The following is a 22,444-nucleotide window of genomic DNA, read 5'->3' as shown; positions in this document are numbered from 1 at the left end:
GAACGAGGAAAGCGACACCATAGAGGTAAAAGGAGACACCTTCCCATGATTTTCAAACAGTTGATCGAGCTGTACGATTTGTTGGATTCGCCTGGCGCGAGCGGCGCGGGCGTCGTGGACTACCTGCGCGGCATCGATCCCGCGTGCGACGCCGAAACGTACGTGCTGGAAGGGCCGAAGGGTTCCACCGACATGGTGCGCGTGCGCATTCCCGGCTCGCGCGGGCGCGCGGCGGGCGGCGACGCGCCCACTATCGGGCTGCTGGGCCGCCTGGGCGGCCTGGGCGCGCGGCCCGAGCGCATCGGGTTCGTGTCGGACGGCGACGGCGCGCTCACCGCGCTGGCCTGTGCGGCGAAGCTGCTGTCGATGCACGCGCGCGGCGACGTGCTGCCGGGCGACGTGTTCGTCTCCACGCACGTGTGCCCGCACGCGCCCACCTTCCCCCACGAGCCGGTGGCGTTCATGGGCTCGCCCGTGGCCACGTCGGCCGTGAACCGCGAGGAAGTGAGCGGCGCCCCGCTCGACGCCGTGCTCGTGGTGGACACGACGAAGGGCAACCGCATCATGAACGAGCGCAGCTTCATGATCTCCCCCACGGTGAAGCAGGGCTGCATCCTGCGCGTCAGCGAGGATCTCGTGTCGCTCGTGGAGATCGCCACCGGTCGCCGCGCACGCACGTATCCGCTGTCCATGGCCGACATCACGCCGTACGGCAACGGCCTGTACCACCTGAACTCCATCCTGCAGCCCTGCACGGCCACCGACGCGCCCGTCGTGGGCGTGGCCATCACCACCGAGACGGCCGTACCGGGCTGCGCGACCGGCGCCACCCACCTGACCGACCTGGACGAGGCAGGATCGTTCATGATCGAGACGGCGAAGGCGTTCGGCGAAGGGAGATGCGCGTTCTACGACGAGGACGAATACGCCCGCTTCGTGGAGCGCTACGGAAGCATGGCGCACCTGCAAGGCATGGGCGCGCTGCCCGCGGAAGATCCGGAGGCGTAAAGGATGAACCTCCAGGAACGAGCCCGATCCATCATCGAAACCAACCTCGCGCTTCAACCGGACGAGACGCTGCTCGTCGTCACCGACGACCCCACGCGCGAGGTGGGCGAGCTGTTCTACCGAACCGCCTGCGCCATGGGCCGCCGCGCGCTCATCATGCAGATGCCCGAGGGCTCGGTGGCCGGCGAGGAGCCGCCCGCGCCGGTGGCCGCGGCCATGAAGGCCTCCGACGTCGCGCTGTGCCCTACGGCGAAATCCATCACGCACACGAACGCGCGCATCGAAGCCGCGGCGGCGGGCACGCGCGTGGTCACCATGCCCAGCATCACGATGGACATGCTGCGCGACGGCGCCGCGTGCGCCGACTACGCGCAGGTGGAGCAGCGCACCCGCGCGCTCACCGAGCGCCTCACGCGCGCCTCGCACGCGCGCATCGAGAAGGACGGCCACGTGCTGGAGCTGGCGCTGGCCGGGCGCGACGGCGTGGCCAGCCCCGGCATCTACCGCGAGCCGGGCGCGAGCGGCAACTTCCCCTCGGGCGAGGCGTACATCGCGCCGCTCGAAAGCGAGGCGAACGGAACGGCCGTCATCGACGGCTCCATGGTGGGCATCGGCACGCTGGCCGAGCCGCTCGTCGTTACCATCGAGAACGGACGCCTGACGCACATGGAAGGCGGCGACGCCGAAGGCCCCTACGCCGGGCGCCTCGGCGTGCTGTTCGAGCAACCCGAGAACGGCACCATCGCCGAGCTGGGCATCGGCACGAACGAGGCCGCGAAGCTGTGCGGCATCATCCTCGAGGACGAAAAGCTCTACGGCACCGTCCACATCGCCTTCGGCACGAACACCTCGTTCGGCGGCACCACGAAAGCAGCCTGCCACCTCGACGGCATCATCCTCAACCCCACCCTCTACCTCGACGAGGAATGCATCATCCGAGACGGCGAGTTCGTGTAACCCGCGCGCCCCAACCCGCGATGTTTCACGTGAAACATCGCGATGCTCCGACGCAAAAGCGGCCCGACGATTCGCCGGGCCGCTTTGTTGTACGTTCTTACCCTTTTTGCGCTCGCCGCCGATCGTCAACGAAGTCAAGAAGCTCTTGTCTGCCGGCAACGCCGCATTTCGCATAGATATGCCTGATATGCGTGTTCACCGTGCTCGTGGAGATAAACAGCTCCTGCTGGATGCGAGCGAGCGTACGACCTCGAGCGACGCTGGGAAGGATTTCCGACTCACGCGGCGTCAACCCGAATTCCGCGCTTATCGCGTCGCAAATCTCATCGAGCGAGATTTCGGCGCGCGGCGACGTGGAGCTTGCCGGATCATCGGCCGAAGGCGAGTCAACCTCGGCATCCCGCGAACGGACCGGCTCCACCTTCTTCGATATCAGGAGGAAGTCCGCCTCGGTAAAGAAGAACACGTACGAAACGAGCAACGCGCCCGCAAGCGCAACGCACACTTGCATGACGGACGTGATCGGCACCAGAACAAGAGCGCTTGCGATGCCCAAGAATTCCCCCGCGTACAGCACGCCGAACGTCATGATGCTTTTTCGGAACGCCGACCCGCCCAAAGACCAAGACGAAAAAATCGCCCGCGCTATCAGGCAGCACGAAAAACACTGCATCGCGATGAAAGCGACGGAAACCCCCAGGATGATGTTTTCGCGCCCTGCGGCCACCCATACGCACGACATCAGGATGCACACGAACGAAGTGCGATACAGAAACCGGGCCGCGCTCACGTTCGCCAAACGAAACAGCACGACCACCACCACGCAGATCACCAGCCCCGAAAGCGACAGAATTGCGTCGATCACCGAGCTATCCAGCCCAAACGTATGAGAAGCGCTGTAGTTCCGCATGACGCCGACGGCGAAGCCGAAGAAGAACACGCACACGATATTGCGCAGTTCGAGTTTTCGACCTTGCGCGGTCACCGGCCTCTCCGGTTTTTGCGGTGCCGGTGGAAGGGAAAGCCGTTCAAGCGAAAGCAACGCCGCGCAGGAAACGAGAGGACACGCCACCATCGTGAGCACGAGAACGCCTTCGCCAAAAAGCGAGAGGATCAAACTCAACGCGAACGAAAACGCAAATGCCGCCCCAACCTCGGTAAGCGCACCGGAAACCGTGCCTTTGGAAAACGTATCCAACCAAGAGATGAGCAGCACCGAGGATCCAATTCCCACGCATGCGCCGCTTGCGAACGTCGGAACCATATCGACGATTCCCGGCATCGAAGACACGGCGCCGACGGCTGCCGTAATCGCCGAGGCGATCAAGAGCCCTTTGTTCTTCGCGACGCCCTGAGCGCCTCGAGCCGAGAAAAACACCAGGACCGCAAAGGTGGCTACGACAAAAACAAGCGACGCGACAAGGCTGTTGAACTGAGCTTGCGCGCGATCGTCGGCAGCTGCGAAAGGGAGGCTGCTGAAAAAGAGATCGTTGGAGTACAGCTGGCCGAAAGCCATTCCGCCAATGCGAACAGCACGCCCTGGATTTTCCACGAACCCCCTCGCAATCCCCGAAGACAATACCCTCGGCGATTGTAGCACAGCTTTCGAATCCAAGAGCTACCCCATTTGTGACCAGGTAAAACGTGGAATTCATCATTATTTGCGATGGTTGGGCCGCCTTGCCTGGCGTATGTTCCCCGATGTTGTTCGATTACGCGAGAGAAAGGGAGAGGGAAACTATGGAACACGCGAACGTGTCAAGGCGTACTTTCCTGAAAGGGGCAGGCTTCGTAGGTCTGACGGCGGGCATTCTTGGAGCTTCCGAGCTTGCCGCGCCGTCGCATCAAGTAGCGCTGGCAGCCCAAGCCGACGAAGGTCACAGCCTCAACAAGTATCAAACCATTTTTGGAGAAGGCACGCAGTATATCCCCGTGAAGAAAGCCGCGTGGGACCAACTGGACGGTTACGTCGCCTACGATGATAAGGAGTTCAACGATTCCGACATCTCGCGCACCGACGCGTGCGACTTCCTCATCATCGGCTGCGGAATCGGCGGCATGATGGCTTCGTTGGAAGCCGCCAACGAAGGCGCGAACGTTATCACCATCGAGAAGATGGATCGCGGCCGCAACACATGGGAAAGCGTTGGCGGCTACAACACGAACATGCAGCAGGAAATCAACAACGTGCCCGACCCCGCAGAATACGTGGAAGCCATCATGCGCTCTTCGTATTGGCGCGCACGTTCCGAAGTGGTCTGGAGCTTCGTCGAGCAGTCCGGCGAAGCGACCGATTTCATGAACGACATGCTCATCAAGGCCAACAAGGGCGTCAGCCTCTACAGCACGGTGCAGAAGGAGACGGGCTACGGTTTCGACACCATCCAGGCCGAGCACAAGCTGAAGTTTCCCGACAACGTGAAGTGGGACACCTGGTGGCGAGGCCCCGTGGCGTTCGATTCCCTCGAAACGACCGCCGCAACCTACGACAACCTCGACATTCGATACAACACCGCAGGCGTGCAGCTGGTTCAGGACGAATCGGGCCGGGTATGCGGCGCCATCGCCCAGGACGAAAACGGCTACTACCGGATAGAAGCCGCGAAGGGCGTCCTGCTTGCCACGGGCGGCTACGAAGCAAATCCGCAGATGATGGAGTCGTGGTGCAGGCCCGAGGACTTCAACGGCTGCTGCGTGTACGCACCCAACACGGGCAACACCGGCGACGGCCACATGATGGGCTTGGCTGTCGGCGCGCAGATGGACCCGCTGCCCCACACCCTCATGGTGTTTCGCAGCGGCCTGCCGGGGCGCGTTATGGACGCCTCCATGGTTTCGAGCTGCTTTACGTCCAGCATCTGGGTCGATTTCAAAGGCCGCCGTTTCGTGAACGAAAAGCTTCCGCACAACTTCGTCGCAAACGCCATATCCGAAGCGGGGATCAGCGGCAAGCCGGTATGGTTCGTGTTCGACCAGGCCATCGTGGACGGCGTGAAAGACGACACGGGCAAGCTGACGAGCGACATCGAAGACGGCAAGGCGCGCGGCGAGCTGGTGCAAGCCGACACTATTGAAGAACTCGCCCTGGCCATGGATGCCAACCCCGAAATCCTGCAAGCGACCCTGGAAGATTGGAACGGCTACTTCGACGCCGACGAGCCTGCCGACCTGAAATTCCGTCGTTCCCTGGAGACCGCCGCGCAGAAAATCCAAACCGGCCCGTTCTATGCATGCAAGCACAACAGCAAGGTTCTGGTTAACGTAAGCGGCTTGATCATCAACGAGCACGCCCAGGTCTTGAACAACGAAGAGGAGGTTATCGAAGGCCTCTACGCCACGGGCAACGTTTCGGGCGGCATGTTCTCGATTTCCTACCCACGTCATCTGCCCGCGACCTCTGTCGGTCGAGCGGTCACGTTCGGCTATGTTGCCGCCAAGCACGCGATCAAAGGAGAGTAACCATGAAAAGGAAGGCCTGTATCGTATCCATCGTAGCCGCCCTAACTCTTACCCTAACCGTTGTGGGATGCTCGCCGAACGCAGATTCCACCGCAGGTACGTCTGCAGACTCGGCAACCCACGCTGATGCACGGTTTATCAGCGCCGACGATATCGACAACTCGTACAGCAGCTACCTGGAGCTGCGCAGCAGGCTGGACGAAGCCTCGACGTACACCGAGCAGTACGGAGACTCGAACCCCCACACAAACATCCACGGTGCATCGTTGACCTGCGAAAACTGTCATAACGACGACAAGGGGATGACCCAAAAGGAAGACATGGTCTGCAAAGACTGTCATGCCTGGCCTCGAGAATTGCAGAGCGACATTTCCACTGCAACGGACTAGCTGGCTGAGGCGTTTCACAAGCGAAACAAAACATGCAGCCTGCCAAAGGTACCGGCAGGCTGCATGCGATCATCGTGCGCGGGTGTCTACTTCTCGCCGCTCGTCAGCAAGTCGTCCAACGCTGAGGCGTCGAGCTCCAGGGGCTCTTCCACCGTGCATTCGTAGTTGCCGTCCTGGTCGATGCTGATGAGGACGTGGCTGCGGTCGCGCAGGTTGCCCTCCACCACCTTCTGGGCGATGCGGTCGACGATCTCCTTCTGGATGAGGCGCTTCAGCGGACGCGCGCCGAAGATGGGGTCGTAGCCGTCGATGGACAGGTGCTCCATCGCCGCCGGCGTCACGTCGAGCGTGATGCGGCGGTCGGCCAGGCGGTCGCGCACCTCTTCCAGCTGCAGGTCGACGATGGGCTCGATGTTCGTCATGTTGAGCGCGTTGAACACCACCACGTCGTCGATGCGGTTGATGAACTCGGGGCGGAACGTCGCGCGCAGGGCGCCGTCGATGGCCTGTTTCATGGCCTTCTCGTCGCCGTGCTCGGCGAACTCGCGGATGAACTGCGAGCCCACGTTCGACGTCATGATGATGATGGCGTTCTTGAACGACACCACGCGGCCCTGGCCGTCGGTCAGGCGGCCGTCATCGAGCACCTGCAACAGGATGTTGAACACGTCCTGGTGCGCCTTCTCGATCTCGTCGAGCAGGATCACCGAGTAGGGCTTGCGGCGCACGGCCTCGGTCAGCTGGCCGCCCTCGTCGTAGCCCACGTATCCCGGAGGCGCACCGATCAGGCGCTGCACCGAGAACTTCTCCATGTACTCCGACATGTCGATGCGGATCATGGCCTTCTCGCTGTCGAACAGGTACTCGGCTAGCGCCTTCGCCAGCTCGGTCTTGCCCACGCCGGTGGGGCCCAGGAACAAAAACGAGCCGATGGGGCGGTTCGGGTCCGACAACCCGGCGCGGTTACGGCGGATGGCGCCGGCCACCGAGGACACAGCCTCGTCCTGGCCCACCACGCGCTCGTGCAGCTTCTCCTCCAGGTCGACCAGCTTGGCCATCTCGCCCTGCATCATCTTCTGCACGGGGATGCCCGTCCACGTGGACACGACTTCGGCGATCTCGTCGTCCGACACCTCCTCCTTGAGGATGGCGCCGTCCTGCTGCTTCACGTTGAGCTCTTCCTCGGCCGCATGCAGCTGCTGCTGCAGCGCGGGGATGCGCGCATAGCGGATCTCGGACGCCTTCACGAGGTCGCCCTCGCGGGTGGCGCGTTCCTCTTCAAGCTGCGCGCCCTCGAGATCGCTCTTGAGGTTCTGCACGTGCTCGATGGCGTCTTTCTCGTTCTGCCATTCGGCCTTGCGCTTGTCGAGGTCTTCCTGAGCCGTGGCGATCTCGCGGCGCAGCGCCTCCAGACGCTCCTGCGACGCCTGGTCGCTCTCCTTCATGAGCGCCTGCTCCTCGATTTGCATCTGGGTGAGCTTGCGCTCGGCAGCGTCCACTTCCTCGGGCATCGAGTCGATCTCGATGCGCAGGCGGCTAGCGGCCTCGTCCATGAGGTCGATGGCCTTGTCGGGCAGGAAGCGGTCGGAGATGTAGCGGTTCGACAGCTCGGCCGCCGCCACGATGGCCGCGTCGGTGATGCGCACGCCGTGGTGGATCTCGTACTTCTCCTTCAAACCGCGCAGGATGGCGATGGTGTCCTCCACCGTAGGCTCGGTGACCAGCACGGGCTGGAAGCGGCGCTCGAGCGCGGCGTCCTTCTCGATGTACTTGCGGTACTCGTCAAGCGTCGTGGCGCCGATGGCATGCAGCTCGCCACGCGCAAGGGCGGGCTTCAGCATGTTGCCCGCGTCCATGGAGCTGTCGCCCGTGGAACCGGCGCCCACGATGGTGTGCAGCTCGTCGATGAACAGGATGATGCGTCCCTCGCTCTGCTTCACCTCGCGCAACACGGCCTTCAAGCGGTCCTCGAACTCGCCGCGGTACTTCGCACCGGCCACCATCGCGCCCAGGTCGAGCGCCACGAGGTCGCGATCCTTCAGCGACGAGGGCACGTCGCCGGCCACGATGCGCTGGGCCAAGCCCTCGACGATGGCCGTTTTGCCGGTGCCCGGCTCGCCGATGAGCACGGGGTTGTTCTTCGTGCGGCGCGACAGCACCTGGATGGTGCGGCGGATTTCCTCGGCGCGGCCGATGACCGGGTCGAGCTTGCCTTCGCGCGCCTTCTGCGTGAGGTTCTGGCCGTACTGCTCGAGAGCCTCGAACTGCACCTTGTTCTGCTGGTCGGTGACGCGCGTGTCGCCGCGCAGCTCTTCGTAGGCGGCTTCGATGCTCTTGCGCGTGACGCCCGCGGTGGTGAGAATCTTGCCCGCGGCGCCCTTCTCTTCGGACAGCGCGATCAGCAGATGCTCGCTCGTGGCGTAGCTGTCGCCCAGCTTCTCGGCCACCTTCACGGCGGCGTCGATGAGGTTCATCAGCGCCGGTCCGGGAACGCCGCTCATCATGCCGGGGTTGCCGCTGACCTTCGGCATGCGCTGGATCTCAGCGTCGACGTTGGCCTGCAGCTGGAACGGCTCGGCGCCGATGCGCTTGATGATGGCCGACAGGTTGTTCTCTTTCGATTCCAGCAGAGCCTTCAGCATATGAATAGGCTCGGCCTGGGATGACTCGTTCTCGGAAGCGATGACGATCGTCTGCTGCAGCGCTTCCTGAGCGGTCAGGGCTAGCTTGTTCAGGTTACCCATGTTCATTGCAACGTTCCTCCTTCGCTTAGGGCAGCTGCCGCAAAGCAGTCGGTAAGTCGGATACGCGCACGAGGGCGTTCACGCTTTCGCGCGTTTCCAGCTCGTGCACGCGATCGGCCAGACGGCGCACGCGCTTGTGCAGGTCGTCCAGCTCGTTGTCGCGTTCCTCCAGGCGACCCTGGAGATCGAGGATGCGGATGACGCCCGCCAGGTTGATGCCCTCGCTCGTCAGCTCGTTGATCAGCTCGAGCCGCTCGATATCGGCCGGCGAGTACATGCGGGTGTTGCCGCTCGTGCGTTGGGGCGAGACGAGCCCCTTCTGTTCGTACGCGCGCAGCGTTTGCGGGTGAACGCCCGCCAGCTGCGCGGCCACGCTGATCATGTACAGCGGGCGGTTGCGGTCGGTACGGTCGCTCATCACCAGCTCCTCACGTCGTCAGTCGTGGCGGCCAGGTAGTCTTCCATGGCCTTCTTCTGTCCTTCGTTCATGTCCTTGGGCACGACCACCTTCACGGTGATCTTCAAATCGCCCGAACCGTCGCCCTTCACCTTCGGGGCGCCCTTGCCCTTCACCGACAGCACGGTGTCGTCCTGGGTGCCCTTCGGCACGCGCACGCGCACCTTCGTGCCGTCCGGCGCGGGAACCACCACGCTCGCGCCCAGCGCGGCCTCGGCCACGCTCACGGGCACGTCCATCAGCACGTCGGCGCCCTTGCGGGTGTAGAACGAATGCGGGTCGATCTTCGTGGTGATCAGCAGGTCGCCCGCTGCACCGCCGTTCTCGCCCGGGCCGCCCTTGCCCTTGAAGCGCAGACGGCCGCCGTCCACGGCACCGGCCGGGATCTTCACCGTGAGCGTCTCGGACTCGCCGCGGCCGGGAACGCGCACGGTCACGCGCTTCTCGGCGCCCTTGAATGCCTCATCGAACGTCACGTTGAGGGTGACGTTCATGTCCTGGCCCTTGCGCGGACGCGGTTGGCGACCGCCTCCGAAGCCCGACATGTCGTTGAAATCCCAGTCCGTTCCGAACGCACCTTCGCCGTGACGGATACTTTCCAGGATATCAGCCCAGCTGCCGAAGCCGCCTCCGCCTGCACCGCCGAAGATGTCCTCGACGTTGACGGAACCGCCGCCGCCCCAGCCCTGGGGGATCTGATGCTCGTTCGCCGTACCGTATTGATCGTACAGCTTGCGCTTCTTTTCGTCCGACAGCACCTCGTACGCTTCGTTGAGTTCCTTGAACTTCGCCTCGTCGCCACCGGCGTCGGGGTGATGCGTGCGCGCGAGTTTGCGAAAGGCCTTCTTGATCTCGTCGGCCGTCGCCGTGCGTGGAACGCCTAGCGTCTTGTAGTAGTCAGGAGTCGCCGCCATGAACGCTCCACCTCCTTTATCAACCTGACGGCTTCCGGTGGCGGCCAGCTTGGCTTTCAGAACCTGCCTCCGTTCGCACACGGCCCCGACCGCTCGGTCGGGAAAAGTGTTTGTGAACAATTCACTGGATTGTTCACTAGCTCACGAACGCAGAACCTTCAAGTCAATCTGACTCACCACCGAAAGCCTGTTGTTTCCATTGTTGAATTCAACCGGCTTCCGTAAACCAAAAGCGGGCCGCCGTGTGGCCTTGCCCGCTCATGGTCATTTACTTTTGCTTTTCCGCGTCTTCCTGCGGTTTCTCCCGTTTGGGGCCGCCGGAAGTGACGGTTACCATTGCAGGCCTGAGAACTTTCGTTCCCATCTTGTAACCTCGTTGGTATACCTCGGACACCGTCTCGTCGGGCACGCTGGCATCGTCCACCGTGGCCACCGCTTGCGCCTCCAGCGCGTCGAATGCTTCGCCGGCCGGGTCGATCACCTCGACGCCGTCCTTCTTCAGCACGTCGACGAGCTTCGCGTGCACGGCCTTCACGCCGTCGAACAAGCCGCCTTCACCGTTCTTCGTGGCGTAGTCGATGGTGCGCTCGAAGTCGTCGATGACGGGCAGCAGGCTGGTGACCAGCTTCTCCGTCGCGCGGCTCTTCTCGACCTCGCGCTGCTCCGTCGTGCGACGGCGGTACGTGTCCCACTCGGCGTGCAGGCGCATGAACTTGTCCTGCCAATCCTGGGCTTCGGCCTTCGCCTGGGCCACCTGCTCGTCGGCCGAAGGGCCGGCGTCTTCGACGATCTCGGCCTCAACCGCTTCGGCTTCAACCGGCTCGTCTTGGGCTGCGGGCGCCTCGTCGGCGGGCCGCTCCTGCGGCTGAGCTTCCTCAGCCGCAGGTCGGGTATCTTCGATGGGAACGCTCTTGCCTGCGCCTTGAGCCGCGCGCTCGGGCGTGGGCTGGTTGGGCTGGGCCATAGCGATTACTTCCCTTCCTTATTGTCGTCGTCCTCGACGACCTCGTAGTCGGCCTCGATGGTGTCATCGGCCGGGGTGGACTCGGCGGCGGCAGCCTGCGAGGCGGCGTCCGCGCCCTGCGTGGAGTACACGACCTCGGCCAGCTTGTAGCCCGCCTGCTGCATCTTCTCGGTCGCGGCCTTGATGGCGTCCATGTCGGAGCCCTCGAGCGCCGACTTCGCCTCGGCGATAGCCTCCTCGGCGGCGGACTTCACGTCGGCCGGAGCCTTGTCGCCCACTTCCTGCAGCGTCTGCTCGGTAGCGTTCACCAGGGCGTCGGCGTTGTTGCGAACCTCGATCTCTTCCTTGCGCTTGGCGTCTTCCTCGGCATGGGCCTCGGCGTCCTTCACCATGCGCTCAACCTCGTCGTCGTTCAGCGCGGTGGAGCCGGAGATGGTGATCTGCTGCTGCTTGCCGGTGCCCAGATCCTTCGCCGACACGTTCACGATGCCGTTGGCGTCGATGTCGAACGTGACCTCGATTTGCGGCACGCCGCGGCGCGCGGCCGGGATGCCGGTCAGCTGGAACTTGCCCAGCGTCTTGTTGTCGGAGGCCATCTGGCGCTCGCCCTGCAGGACGTGCACCTCGACCGACGTCTGGTTGTCGGACGCGGTGGAGTAGATCTCGGTCTTGCGGGTCGGGATGGTGGTGTTGCGGTCGATCATCTTCGTCATGACGCCGCCCATGGTCTCGACGCCCAGCGACAGCGGGGTCACGTCGAGCAGCAGGATGCCCTCGACGTCGCCGGCCAGCACGCCGCCCTGAACGGCAGCACCCATAGCAACGACCTCGTCCGGGTTCACGGACATGTTCGGCTCTTTGCCGGTGAGCTTCTTCACGATGTCCTGCACGGCGGGCATACGGGTGGAGCCGCCCACGAGGATGACCTCGTCAAGGTCGCCGGACTTGAGGCCCGCGTCCTTGAGCGCCTGCTCGACGGGCTTCTTCACGCGATCCAGCAAGTCCTTCGTGATGCGCTCGAACTCGGCGCGCGTCAGCGTGTAGTCGAGGTGCTTCGGGCCGGAAGCGTCGGCCGTGATGAACGGCAGGTTGATGTTGGCCTGCGTGGTGGAGGACAGTTCCATCTTCGCCTTCTCGGCAGCTTCCTTCAGACGCTGCAGGGCCATCTTGTCCTGACGCAGGTCGATGCCGTTCTCAGCCTTGAACTTGTCGGCCATCCAGTCGATGATGCGCTGGTCCCAGTCGTCGCCGCCCAGGTGGTTGTCGCCGGCGGTGGACGCAACCTCGAACACGCCGTCGCCCAGCTCCAGGATGGACACGTCGAACGTGCCGCCGCCCAGGTCGAAGACGAGGATCTTCTCGTCCTTGTTCGTCTTGTCGAGGCCGTAGGCCAGCGCGGCGGCCGTCGGCTCGTTGATGATGCGGAGCACTTCGAGGCCCGCGATCTTGCCGGCGTCCTTCGTGGCCTGGCGCTGCGCGTCGTTGAAGTACGCGGGCACCGTGATGACGGCCTGCGTGACCGGCGCGCCCAGCTGCTTCTCGGCGTCGTTCTTGAGCTTCTGGAGCACCATAGCGGAGATTTCCTCCGGGGTGTAGTCCTTGCCGTCGATGTCGACGACCGCGCGGCCGTCCTTGCCCTTCTGCAGCTTGTAGCTGACCGTCTTCTGCTCTTCCGGCGTCTCGTTGAACGAGCGGCCGATGAAGCGCTTGACGGACGAAACGGTGTTCTCAGGGTTCGTGACAGCCTGGTTCTTCGCAGCCTTGCCGACGACGCGCTCGCCGTCCTTGCGGAAGCCCTCGACCGACGGGGTGGTGCGGTCGCCCTCGGCGTTCACGAGGATTTCGGGCTCGGAGCCCTCCATGACGGCCATGGCGGAGTTCGTCGTGCCCAAGTCGATACCAAGAATCTTGCTCATTATCCTGCTTCCTCTCTGTTGGAGTTGTTACCTAAGTAAGTCGTTAGCAGTCGTTTTCTGTCTATGCGTCAAAGCACGCCCGCAGGCGCACTTTGTCGATGGAGGGCGCGGCCGCGGATGCGTTCCGCATGCTCAAGCTCTCTTCGATGTATTGGACTATATAATCTAAGTCTGTTGGTGTCAAGTTAGTTACCAATTTGTCATGTAAGTTTTGTTAACGCCCTAAACTATAGCGATCTGCCGCGATGCGCGCCGCTCTCGCATCGCACCGTTACGCTGCATCCATGCACTTGTTGCCCGAACGCAAAGAACCCCCGCCTCCTGGGGAGGCGGGGGTTCTTGATGCGCTTGTTGAAAGCGGGTGAAGCCGGAGGCTAGTCCTCGATGACCTCGGGGATCGCGCCCATGGGGCACTCCTCGACGCAGTCGCCGCACGCGATGCACGCATCTTCGTTCACGACCTCGGCGACGCCGCCGACAACCTCGAGCACTTCCTGCGGGCAGGCATCGACGCAGATGCCGCAACCGATGCACTCATCGGCCTCGATAACCGGGTGAGACATAGTTAACTCCTTCTCGTCTAAAGCATTCCGACGGGATGCGTCGGGTCACTTCCCCAAAAACTTTATGCCCGCAAGATACCATTGTTGTCCGCAAATGCAAGAAGAAACGCCGAATTTCTCAGGGTGCGGCGGCAAATTCTCTATCGAAAGCGCGCCCGTTTCGGGGCTCGACAGGTGCCTTCGCGCGCCTTTTCGCAGGTTAGCGCTCGCTTCTTGCCTTTCCCCGGGTCGTATGGAGAACTTTTAACAAATGCGCGGCAATTGCTCGCCGACGAGCATGTCGAGGATGCGCGTACCGCCGAACGCCGTACGCAGGAACACCTTGGAGCCGCGTTCGGGCTGCATGGCCGACACCTCGCCGATGACGGCCGCGTCGGCGCCGTAGCGGTTCGCGCGCATGGCGGCGAGCGCCGCGTCGGCCTCGTCGGCCGCCACCACGCACACCATCTTGCCTTCGTTCGCCACCTGCAGCACGTCGTAGCCCAGCATGTCGCACGCACCCTGCACGGCAGGCTTCACGGGGATGGCGTCCTCGTCCACGGTGATGTCGGTGCTCGACTGGGCCGCCAGCTCGTTGAGCGTGGACGCCAGGCCGCCGCGCGTGGGGTCGCGGAAGCAGCGCGTACTCGGCGCCGCTTCCAGCACCTCGGCGATAAGGTGGTTGAGGGGCGCGGCGTCGCTTTCCAGGTCGGCCGAGAAGCTCAAGGATTCGCGGCAGCTCATGATGGTGATACCATGATCGCCCAGCGTGCCGGTGACCAGCACCTTGTCACCTGGCCGGCACTGCGCGCCGCCCAAGTTGACGCCCTCGGGGATGGTGCCCACGCCGCTCGTGTTGATGTACACGCCGTCGCCGTGGCCGCGGTTCACCACCTTCGTGTCGCCGGTAACCAGGCGCACGCCGGCCTCCTGCGCACACTCGGCCATGGAGGCGCAGATGCGCTTGAGGTCCTCGATGGGGAAGCCCTCCTCCAGCACGAAGCCGCAGCTGAGGTAGCGCGGGGTGGCGCCGCTCGTGGCCACGTCGTTCACCGTGCCGCAGATGGCGAGGCGACCGATGTCGCCGCCGGGGAAGAAGTGGGGCGTCACCACGAAGCTGTCGGTCGAGAACGCCAGCCGCTCGCCCGGGGCGGGGGCGGGCAACACCGCCGCATCGTCGCCGCGCAGCAGCTCGTCGCCGGCGTAGGCGGCGAAGAACACGTCGTCGATGATGCGCTTCATCATCGTGCCGCCGCTGCCGTGTCCTAGCATGACCGTGGTATCCATACTACTCCCTGCCCTCCGATGAGTTGATGCGAACGAATGTTTCACGTGAAACATTCGCGCGAACACGAGCGCCGACCCTTTGCGGGCCGGCGAAACCTTCTACTTATATATACTGTCCCGTCGTGGTGACCACGAGGCGACCGTTCTTCACGCCCTTCGTGCCCAGGATGAGGTTCGCGATGTCCTGCACGAGGCCCGTCTCGCCGCGCAGCACGATGACCTCGAGGCAGTGGTGAGCATCGAGGTGCACGTGCATCGACGAGACGATGGACTCGAAGTAGTCGTGCTGAATGGCGTGCAGCTTCTCCTGCAGATCGCTGGCATGGTGGTCGAACACGATGGTGAGCGTGCCCACCACTTCGACGCCCGGCGTGGCGCACTCGTCCTCGACGAGCGCATCGCGCACGAGGTCGCGCACCACTTCGCTGCGGTTCTTCGCCAGGCCGCGGCGCGCGACGAGCTGGTCGAAGCGGACAAGCAGGTCCTCGGGCATGGCGACCGAGAAGCGCATGAGATCGTTGCGCATAGACCGCTCGCGCCTACACGAGGTTGACGGTGACGTTCGCCGACGCTTCGGCGTCGTCCTCGAGGGCGTCCTTGGCCTCGTCGAGCAGGGCGCGCACGTCATCGAGCATGGCCTGCGCGGCATGCATCTTCTCGGAAACGGTGGCGAAGCCGGCATCGCCCGCCATATGCCCCAGGTTGTGAGCCCAGCGGCGCTCCAGCTTGATATGGTCGTCGATCTGCTCGATCATCTGCTCGAATTGACCCGTGTTGATCCCGTTCGTGCACATACGCGCTCTCCAATCGTGATGCCGCCGCGACGCGCATGCCGCAACGGGCGTTTCTTGCTATTATTACGGTTATACGGCGAACGCACCTCGACCGCAAGGGATCGTGTGAAAAAATCTGCGAATGGTAACATGTACGAAGTCGCTCTCGACGAAGCATGGGAGCTGTTCGGCGAGCACCTCGACGGCGCGCGCTCGGCCCTCGTGTGCGTGACGAGCGCGCAGACTTTGAGCGAGCGCAGCCGCGCGGCACTCGATAGCGCGATGGCCTCGCTGGGCTACGGAAGCGGTGCGTGCACGTTCGCTACCGTGGAAGGGCTGGACGACCAGGCGCTGTTCCTGTTGATCGAAGGGCTCGACCCCCTGTGCCTGATCGCCGCCGACCAAGCGGCGGCCCAGGCGCTCGGGCGTGCGTTCCGCTGCGACGTCGCCCTGGGAAAGCCCGGCCGCGCGTTCGGGCGCTGCGTGGTGGCGTTCCGCGATTTCGACGCGATGCTCGACGACGGCCAGGACAAGCAGGTGGCCTGGGCGCTGCTGAAGAAGCTGCCGCGCTTCGGCGAATAGAGGACGCCCCAGAACCGCAGCGCGATCCCAGGGCGTCCCCCATACAGATGTTTCACGTGAAACAATCGTGCGGCGGCGGCGCGGGGGTGTAGCGCGTCGGCGCGGGGCGGCGGCTCTATGCGGTGACCACTTCTTCGGCGGCCTTCAGCAGGTCGTGGACCTCGTCCATCGTCTCGGCCTCGGCGTAGATGCGCACGAGCGGCTCGGTGCCGGAGGGGCGCATCATGACCCACGCGTCGCCTTCGAGGTAGAACTTCACGCCGTCGCGACGATCCACGTCCACCACCTTCTTGCCGCAAATCTCGGCGGGCGCGTAGCCCGGCACGATGTTCGCGCGGAAGTTCGCCATCTGCTCGTCGGTGATTTTCTGGCCCTGGCGCTCGAACTCCAGCTTGCCCACCTTCTCGAACATATCGTCCACCAGCTGGCCCAGGCTCATGCCGCGCTGCGCCATCGTCTCGCACAGCAACAGCGCCATCAGCAGGCCGTCGCGCTCCATGACGTGGCTGGGGATGCCGATGCCGCCGGACTCCTCGCCGCCCAGCATGACGTCGCCCTTCTCCATCTCGGCGTAGATCCACTTGAAGCCCACCGGCGTGCTGGTCAGCTCGAGGCCCAGGCGCTTGCACTGGCGCGCGAGCATGGCCGACGCGGTGATGGTGGACACGACGCGGCCGGTGAGGCCCTTGTCCTCGGCGAGGTGCGAGGTGAGCAGCGTGATGATGCGGTGCGGGTTCACGAAGTTGCCGTGCTCGTCCACCGCGCCGATACGGTCGGCGTCGCCGTCGTTGATGAAGCCCGCGTCATAGCCCAGCTCGGGCACCTTCGCGATGCAGCGGTCAACCCAGGGCGGAATGGGCTCGGGATGCAGGCCGTCGAACATCGGGTCGGCGGCGTTGTTGATCTCGCACACGTCCACGCCCAAGTCGCGCAGCAACGTGGCCAGGTAGATGCGGCCCGCGCCGTACAGCGGGTCCACCACCACGCGCAGGTGCGCATTGCGGATGGCCTCGGCGTCCACGCGCTCCGTCAAGGTGGCGAGGTACGGGGTCATGAGGTCGACCGTCTCGCACGTGCCGCGCGCTTCGGTGGGGGCGTCGGCGAAGGCGGCCTCCACGCGATCGGTGAACTCCTTGCCCGCCGCGCCGCCGTCGGACATGCGCAGCTTCACGCCCAGGTACTCGGCCGGGTTGTGGCTGCTGGTCAACATGATGCCACCCACCGCGTCGGCGTCCTGGGCGACCGACCAGCACAGCGTGGGCGTGGGGCAGTAGTCCTGCGTGAGCTTGACGGCGAAGCCCTGCGCCGCGGCGACCTCCGCCGCCAGCTGCGCGTAGGCGTGCGCGTCCTGACGGCAGTCGTGCCCCACGATGAGAGTGCCGGGCGCGTCCGCCGTGCGACCGGCCGCGAGGGCGTCTTCCTTGAACACGCGCGCCGCCGCGTCGATGACGCGCACGAGGTTGTCGTTGGTGAAATCCTCGCCGATGATGGCTCGCCAGCCATCGGTTCCGAAGTGTATTTCTGCCACGGAGCTTCCTTTCTCAAAGCCTGATGCTCACCAGTATAGTCAATCGGGCGGGCAAGGCGCAGGTTCGTCGCAAAATAGACAGGGGAACAAATGTTTCACGTGAAACATCGCGGGCCGCGGGCCGCGCGGCGGCGATGCACCTCGCATGCCCCTAAACGCAGCACAGGCCGCGGGGGAGGCGGCCTGTGCTTGGACGAGTGAAACGAGGAGAACCGTTGGAGTCGGTATTTCCACGAGGCATACTTTACGACGTTTATTATACTTTGTCAAGAATAATATATGCGTTGCGGGATAATCCCGATGCAAGGAACGCTCGACGCAACCTCAAGATGGCATATGCGAGGAATACGGCCGTGTACATCGCGATGCTTATCTGCGCTTGGACACCGCCCGCAACGGCAGCCGGGGCCAGCATGAGCACCATATGCACGTACACCAAAGCGAAAAACACATAGGCCGAACGCTGCACCATCTTCCACGTCGTTGTTCGCATGCGCTTCTTCACCACGCCGAACGAAGTGATGCCAAGCACCAGCAGCAGGGCGAACAGGGCAACCGCAACCCAAAAAGCAATCGCCATGCTCAAGCTCATCGTCCCCGAAAAAGCGCGTTGCGCATACGGCACCGCATATGAGCACATATGCCCGATGCAGAGTATCCAAGCGATAATGGAAAGTTCGGCGCGTATCGGCCGCAGCCACGAACCCACCTTCGATTCTTTCGGAAACACGCCGATGAACATGACGATGACGAAAAGCGCCAAGGCCACCATACAGCGCTGGACAAGCAGGATGACCGGGCGCCACCACGCGCCGAGCAATCCGCTCGACCCCGCAAACAACAGCACGACCGTCGCACACGCCAGAACATAGAACACAATCGGCACCCGCATCATCGCGTTGCGAAGCAAGCACACCGCAACGACCGAGCATGCCAGCACAACGAGAAACTCCATGACCCCCTCCTACCGTTTCAGCTGAAGAAGCACCTGAGCCGCGCTCGCGAAGAACGGCTCGCTCGATTCTTGAACAACCGAGGTCGCGAACGCCTGGGAAAAAGCAGCCACATGGTCATCGAAGAACAGCTCGTAGTCCTCGTTGCGGACGTCGGCGTGCGAAGGCGGCTGCACAGCGTCGGCTTTGACGAGACAGAGGTAGTACAGGAACTCCAGCAGCGAGGCGATGTGGTCGAGCGGCTCGTTGGTCCCCTCGGGCTGGCCGATGCCGCATCGGCGCATGAACCGCTCGATGGACATCGATTCCGCGTTGATCATCAGCAACGCCGGCTTATCGTTCGCAAGCGCGTCCCACGCTCCTGCATAGGGGGTGACCAACGGCTCGCTCCCGCCGATGAACAGCCTGGTGTGTTCCTTCCTCAGACAATGAAGCACTTCTTCCTCATCACGACCGGAGTACGCCTTCAAATCCGATGCCTGCGCTTCAAGGAAGGGCTTCTCCATGCCATTCAGCGAGCCTATTTCCACAAGCGCGTCCGCGTATTCCCCCGTCGCGAGCGCTGCAACCGTTTCCTCGGACACGAAAGCGAAGGACGCTGCCAACAATTCGTAGAGCGCGGCCTTGTTCATCCATTGTTCGATATCGGGCATCTTTGCCTCTTTTCATCTGGCCACCAAAGCAGAGTGGCGCCTTCTGTCCGAAAGCGCCACTCCAGGGAGGGATGCCGCTGCGCGACAGCGCACGGCTCTCGAGTGCTTACGCTTTCAACAGGTAGACGTTCGGACCGGTTCCGTAGTCGGTGAGGAGCTGTTCGTACTCATGCTCTTGCAGGAGCTTGGAAACATCGGATTCCGGATCGTCCAGGTCGCCCCAGAAGCGGGCGTGGGCGCGGCAGATGTCCACACAGGCAGGGCGTTCGCCGCGGTCGACGCGGTGCGCGCAGAACGTGCACTTCTCCACAACGTTCCCCTTGTGAACCGGAGCGTCCACATCGCCGACCGGGAATTCCAAGAACCAGGAAGGATCCCCGTCGATGTAGGTTCGCACGCCTTCGTACGGACAGGCCGTGATGCACGACTTGCATCCGATGCACGCCTCGTAGTCGACGGTCACGATACCGTCCTCACGCTTCACCGAGGCGCCCGTCGGGCACACCTCGACGCACGCCGGCTCGTCGCAATGCTGGCACGCGTAGGTGAAGAAATGCATGGACAGCTCACCCGGTTCAGTGCCCGCGGGTGTGTTCTCCGAATCGCCGCCAACCGTCTTCGCCCTGTTCCACCAGACATCGTCAGGCAGGTTGTTTTCCACTTTGCACGCCATCGCGCAGCTGTTGCAGCCGAAGCAGCGACGCTGGTCGATCACCATTCCATACTTCGTCATGCTGAAGCACCCCCTTACATCTTCTCGACCTGGCACAGCCAGTCGTTGTAGTTGTTGTTGCAGGCGATAGGCTCGATCGCAAGACCCACCAAATCTTGCGGGTCTCCTTCGATGTACTGCGCGTGGTCATAACCATGCGGGGCGATGATAGTATCTTCGCGAACACCCGTGGAAAGGATCGCCTTGCACACCACATAACCGTGGTCGTTGTAAATCCTTACCGTATCGCCGGTTTGAATGCCGCGCTCCGCCGCCGCATTGGGATGGATGTGCACGAACGGCTCGCCGCGTAGCTCATCGAGCCAGGGAATGTTGCCCATGAACGTTTGTCCCACATAAGAGCTGTGATAGTGCCCGATGCCATGCAGCGGGTATTTCTCGCGCAATGGGTTGTCCTTGTAGGATTCAGATGCGTGCTCGTAGCCCGGCATTCTTTGATCGAGCTCGAACGTTTGGCCGTAATCGCAGTTAGGGACAATATCCTCCACGTAGAAAATCGTGCGCCCCGTAGGATTCGTCTCAGGAGTGACGATCTCGCCATACTTATACTCGCCGTAGATGGTTCCCTGCTCTTTCCAGGCGTCGTAGCCGAGCCCAGCTTCAAGATTCTCGGGGGTGTCGAGCAGGTCGCGCAGGTACTCTTCCTGGCTCTTCTTATACAGGTCATCGTAACCCAGTGCTTCGGCCAAAGCCTTGAGCATGTCGAATTGACTCTTGCACTCGCCCAAAGGCTCTACGGCTTTCTGCATCGCGATTCCGCTGAGGTCGAGATCCTCGTCCTCCCATGAAAGGGAGATCGGGAGCACGATGTCAGCGTACCTTGCCGTGTAGGTCATATACGGATCGGCCACCACGATGAAATCGATCTTCTCAAAAGCCTGCTTCATGTATGTGGGGCCCATTTCGCTACCCAGCAGATTCTGATGGCTGTTGAAGAAGCACTTGATCGGGAAATCCTCGCCTTTCCATTTTCCCGTTTCCATAATCTGGGGCAAGAATTCTGTCGTGAAGGCGAAGTTGTACTGAGGATTCTCAACCGACATCGCGGCATAGTTGACCGCCGCCGGCGTCTTCATGTAGGTGCTGCCTTCGAGAAGCATACCGAGCTGGCCATAACCGCCGCCCTTGACGCCCGAGTCGCCTGTGAGCGCAACCAGAAGGCTGATGCCGAAATAGTTCAGGTGCGAGTTGGTCATATGCGCGAAGCCGTTGAACGTGAGAATCTTGCTGGGACGATTTTCCGCATAGATCCGGCTCACCTCGTTAACCAGATCGATCGGTATTCCGCATTCCTCAGCCGCGAATTCAGCCGTGTAGGGTTTAATGTGATCGCGAACCATGTTGAACACGGTTTGCACCTTAATGCCGCCAGCATCGAACTCGCCTTCGTAGGCTGGGTTCTGAATAGTGCGATACGAGCCAAACGTGCCAGCGGCCTCATCGTAGACGACTTGGGTATCGGTTGCCTCCGTTTTGCCTGTCGCAGCATTCGTCACATCAACAGGATCCATCCCTAGATCGGAAAGTCGCAGATACGAACCATCCTCTTTTACAAGGAACGGGGCGACCGAGCCGTTGCGCAGGTAATCCTCGTCGTACAGGTTGTTGTCAATAAGATAGTTCGCCATGGCCAGTATAAGAGCGGCGTCGGTACCAGGGCGAACGGGCACATGCACATCGGAAGCCGCCGCTGTCTTGCTGAGCATCGGATCGATGGCAACCAGTTTCGCGCCGCCCTCATGCGCTTGACAGATATACGGCCATGCACGCGTACCGCTTTCCGCAGGATTGGTACCGAAGAAAAAGAGCGCCTTCGAGTTCACCATATCCTCGATGGAGTTCGACGGCTGAACGCAGACCGTTTGGGCCATCCACATACCAAGGGCATCGCTTGAATTGAGCGTTTCGGCGTATCCGGTACGGCGCATGAACATCTCGCTTGCAAGACCATACGTGGTGGGCTGGTTGCGAGTAGAATAGTACTCGGAGTTAGTGCCACAGACAATGCCCGTACCGGCAAATCCGAACGAGACGACAACGGAGTTAGGGCCGAACTCCTCAGTTGCCGCATTGAACTTTTCGGCTATGGTCTGGCACGCCTCGTCCCAGCTGATGCGCTCCCAGTTGTCGCTGCCGCGCTCGCCCGTCTGCTTCATGGGGTAAAGCACTCGGTTCGGCGCATAGATGCGTTGCGGGCCGGTGTGGCTGCGCACGCAACCTGTTTGCTTCAATTTCGCCTCTGCGGGAAGCACGGTCGGCGACGTCTTCACCAGCTTACCCTCGCGCACGATGCCGGTTAGGCTGCAGGGGCCGCCGCAGTTGCCGCGGCACCAGTTGGTGAATGTTTTTTCTTCGGCGGCCTGGACGACCGCTTCTTCGGACTGCTCCGCGATGGTCGTACAGCCCGAGGCTCCTACGACGGCGGCCGCACCTGCCGTCAACGCACCCGCCTTCAGAAACGATCGCCTCGTCAGCGATGATGCCTTGTTACCATCCATGACTCCTCCTCCACTTCGCCGACACGCCGCGACGATAGAGCGGCGCATCGTCCCTCGTCATCACATCGGGTTCTGTGGAATCAGCTG

The 22,444-nt window shown here is 62.7% G+C and carries 20 protein-coding genes; 5 read left to right on the top strand and 15 right to left on the bottom strand.

The window, feature by feature from the left end:
* Positions 1-45: 45 nt before the first annotated feature.
* Together H8S61_RS10490 and H8S61_RS10485 are read left to right on the top strand one after the other, a co-directional pair.
* On the top strand, positions 46-1,008 hold the full coding sequence (locus H8S61_RS10490) for a DUF1177 domain-containing protein (protein ID WP_186938947.1): 963 nt from the start codon (positions 46-48) through the stop codon (positions 1,006-1,008).
* A gap of 3 nt (positions 1,009-1,011) precedes the next feature.
* A complete protein-coding gene (locus tag H8S61_RS10485; protein ID WP_186938946.1) occupies positions 1,012-1,965 on the top strand; it encodes an aminopeptidase in 954 nt (317 codons plus the stop codon).
* A 97-nt stretch (positions 1,966-2,062) separates the two neighbouring features.
* Here the strand turns inward: H8S61_RS10485 and H8S61_RS17720 are convergent, their stop codons facing one another.
* Positions 2,063-3,517 (bottom strand): response regulator transcription factor, encoded by a 1,455-nt coding sequence (locus H8S61_RS17720; RefSeq protein ID WP_186938945.1) that lies wholly within the window; start codon positions 3,515-3,517, stop codon positions 2,063-2,065.
* Between the two features lie 188 nt (positions 3,518-3,705).
* On the opposite strand from H8S61_RS17720, the gene H8S61_RS10475 reads away from it, so the two are divergent.
* Both H8S61_RS10475 and H8S61_RS10470 read left to right on the top strand, forming a co-directional pair.
* On the top strand, positions 3,706-5,424 hold the full coding sequence (locus H8S61_RS10475; protein ID WP_186938944.1) for an FAD-dependent oxidoreductase: 1,719 nt from the start codon (positions 3,706-3,708) through the stop codon (positions 5,422-5,424).
* A gap of 2 nt (positions 5,425-5,426) precedes the next feature.
* Positions 5,427-5,813, top strand: a complete 387-nt coding sequence (locus tag H8S61_RS10470) for a cytochrome c3 family protein (RefSeq protein WP_186938943.1) — start codon at positions 5,427-5,429, stop codon at positions 5,811-5,813.
* An 86-nt stretch (positions 5,814-5,899) separates the two neighbouring features.
* Here the strand turns inward: H8S61_RS10470 and clpB are convergent, their stop codons facing one another.
* From clpB to H8S61_RS10425, 9 genes are all read right to left on the bottom strand, one after another.
* A complete protein-coding gene (gene clpB / locus H8S61_RS10465) occupies positions 5,900-8,563 on the bottom strand; it encodes an ATP-dependent chaperone ClpB (RefSeq protein WP_160940857.1) in 2,664 nt (887 codons plus the stop codon).
* A 19-nt stretch (positions 8,564-8,582) separates the two neighbouring features.
* Positions 8,583-8,975, bottom strand: a complete 393-nt coding sequence (locus H8S61_RS10460; protein ID WP_101721004.1) for a heat shock protein transcriptional repressor HspR — start codon at positions 8,973-8,975, stop codon at positions 8,583-8,585.
* Positions 8,975-9,928 (bottom strand): DnaJ C-terminal domain-containing protein, encoded by a 954-nt coding sequence (locus H8S61_RS10455; protein WP_154332579.1) that lies wholly within the window; start codon positions 9,926-9,928, stop codon positions 8,975-8,977. The genes H8S61_RS10460 and H8S61_RS10455 overlap by 1 nt, the downstream gene beginning before the upstream one ends.
* A gap of 268 nt (positions 9,929-10,196) precedes the next feature.
* Positions 10,197-10,892 carry a nucleotide exchange factor GrpE gene (locus tag H8S61_RS10450; RefSeq protein ID WP_154332580.1) on the bottom strand — a complete coding sequence of 232 codons (696 nt, stop codon included), beginning with the start codon at positions 10,890-10,892 and terminating at the stop codon, positions 10,197-10,199.
* Positions 10,893-10,897: 5 nt separating this feature from the next.
* On the bottom strand, positions 10,898-12,808 hold the full coding sequence (dnaK, locus tag H8S61_RS10445) for a molecular chaperone DnaK (protein WP_154332581.1): 1,911 nt from the start codon (positions 12,806-12,808) through the stop codon (positions 10,898-10,900).
* 374 nt (positions 12,809-13,182) lie between these two features.
* Positions 13,183-13,371 carry a 4Fe-4S binding protein gene (locus H8S61_RS10440; RefSeq protein WP_009305423.1) on the bottom strand — a complete coding sequence of 63 codons (189 nt, stop codon included), beginning with the start codon at positions 13,369-13,371 and terminating at the stop codon, positions 13,183-13,185.
* Positions 13,372-13,614: 243 nt separating this feature from the next.
* Complete coding sequence (hypE, locus tag H8S61_RS10435) at positions 13,615-14,637, bottom strand: hydrogenase expression/formation protein HypE (protein ID WP_186938942.1); 1,023 nt, start codon at positions 14,635-14,637, stop codon at positions 13,615-13,617.
* 103 nt (positions 14,638-14,740) lie between these two features.
* Positions 14,741-15,163: a nickel-responsive transcriptional regulator NikR gene (nikR, locus tag H8S61_RS10430; RefSeq protein ID WP_160940855.1), complete on the bottom strand. Its 423-nt coding sequence runs from the start codon at positions 15,161-15,163 to the stop codon at positions 14,741-14,743.
* Positions 15,164-15,176: 13 nt separating this feature from the next.
* On the bottom strand, positions 15,177-15,431 hold the full coding sequence (locus H8S61_RS10425; RefSeq protein WP_009305426.1) for a hypothetical protein: 255 nt from the start codon (positions 15,429-15,431) through the stop codon (positions 15,177-15,179).
* Between the two features lie 129 nt (positions 15,432-15,560).
* Here H8S61_RS10425 and H8S61_RS10420 point away from each other — a divergent pair, with 129 nt between their 5' ends.
* Positions 15,561-15,992 (top strand): hypothetical protein, encoded by a 432-nt coding sequence (locus H8S61_RS10420; RefSeq protein ID WP_222617667.1) that lies wholly within the window; start codon positions 15,561-15,563, stop codon positions 15,990-15,992.
* A gap of 115 nt (positions 15,993-16,107) precedes the next feature.
* Here H8S61_RS10420 and H8S61_RS10415 read toward each other — a convergent pair whose 3' ends face one another.
* The 5 genes from H8S61_RS10415 to H8S61_RS10395 all read right to left on the bottom strand — a co-directional run bounded on the left by H8S61_RS10415 (position 16,108) and on the right by H8S61_RS10395 (position 22,357).
* The gene (locus tag H8S61_RS10415; RefSeq protein WP_186938941.1) at positions 16,108-17,520 is read right to left on the bottom strand and encodes a phosphohexomutase domain-containing protein; all 1,413 of its coding nucleotides are present in this window, start codon (positions 17,518-17,520) and stop codon (positions 16,108-16,110) included.
* A gap of 256 nt (positions 17,521-17,776) precedes the next feature.
* The gene (locus tag H8S61_RS10410; RefSeq protein ID WP_186938940.1) at positions 17,777-18,475 is read right to left on the bottom strand and encodes a ferric reductase-like transmembrane domain-containing protein; all 699 of its coding nucleotides are present in this window, start codon (positions 18,473-18,475) and stop codon (positions 17,777-17,779) included.
* A 9-nt stretch (positions 18,476-18,484) separates the two neighbouring features.
* Positions 18,485-19,126, bottom strand: a complete 642-nt coding sequence (locus H8S61_RS10405; protein ID WP_186938939.1) for a TorD/DmsD family molecular chaperone — start codon at positions 19,124-19,126, stop codon at positions 18,485-18,487.
* A 106-nt stretch (positions 19,127-19,232) separates the two neighbouring features.
* Positions 19,233-19,859 carry a 4Fe-4S dicluster domain-containing protein gene (locus H8S61_RS10400; RefSeq protein WP_186938938.1) on the bottom strand — a complete coding sequence of 209 codons (627 nt, stop codon included), beginning with the start codon at positions 19,857-19,859 and terminating at the stop codon, positions 19,233-19,235.
* Between the two features lie 14 nt (positions 19,860-19,873).
* Positions 19,874-22,357 (bottom strand): molybdopterin-containing oxidoreductase family protein, encoded by a 2,484-nt coding sequence (locus H8S61_RS10395; protein WP_186938937.1) that lies wholly within the window; start codon positions 22,355-22,357, stop codon positions 19,874-19,876.
* Positions 22,358-22,444: the final 87 nt, after the last annotated feature.

Origin of the sequence: Eggerthella hominis (assembly GCF_014287365.1) — a bacterium.
GTDB lineage: Bacteria > Actinomycetota > Coriobacteriia > Coriobacteriales > Eggerthellaceae > Eggerthella > Eggerthella guodeyinii.
Note: the sequence above shows the minus strand (reverse complement) of the source record. Positions and strands in the feature narration are given on the sequence as shown.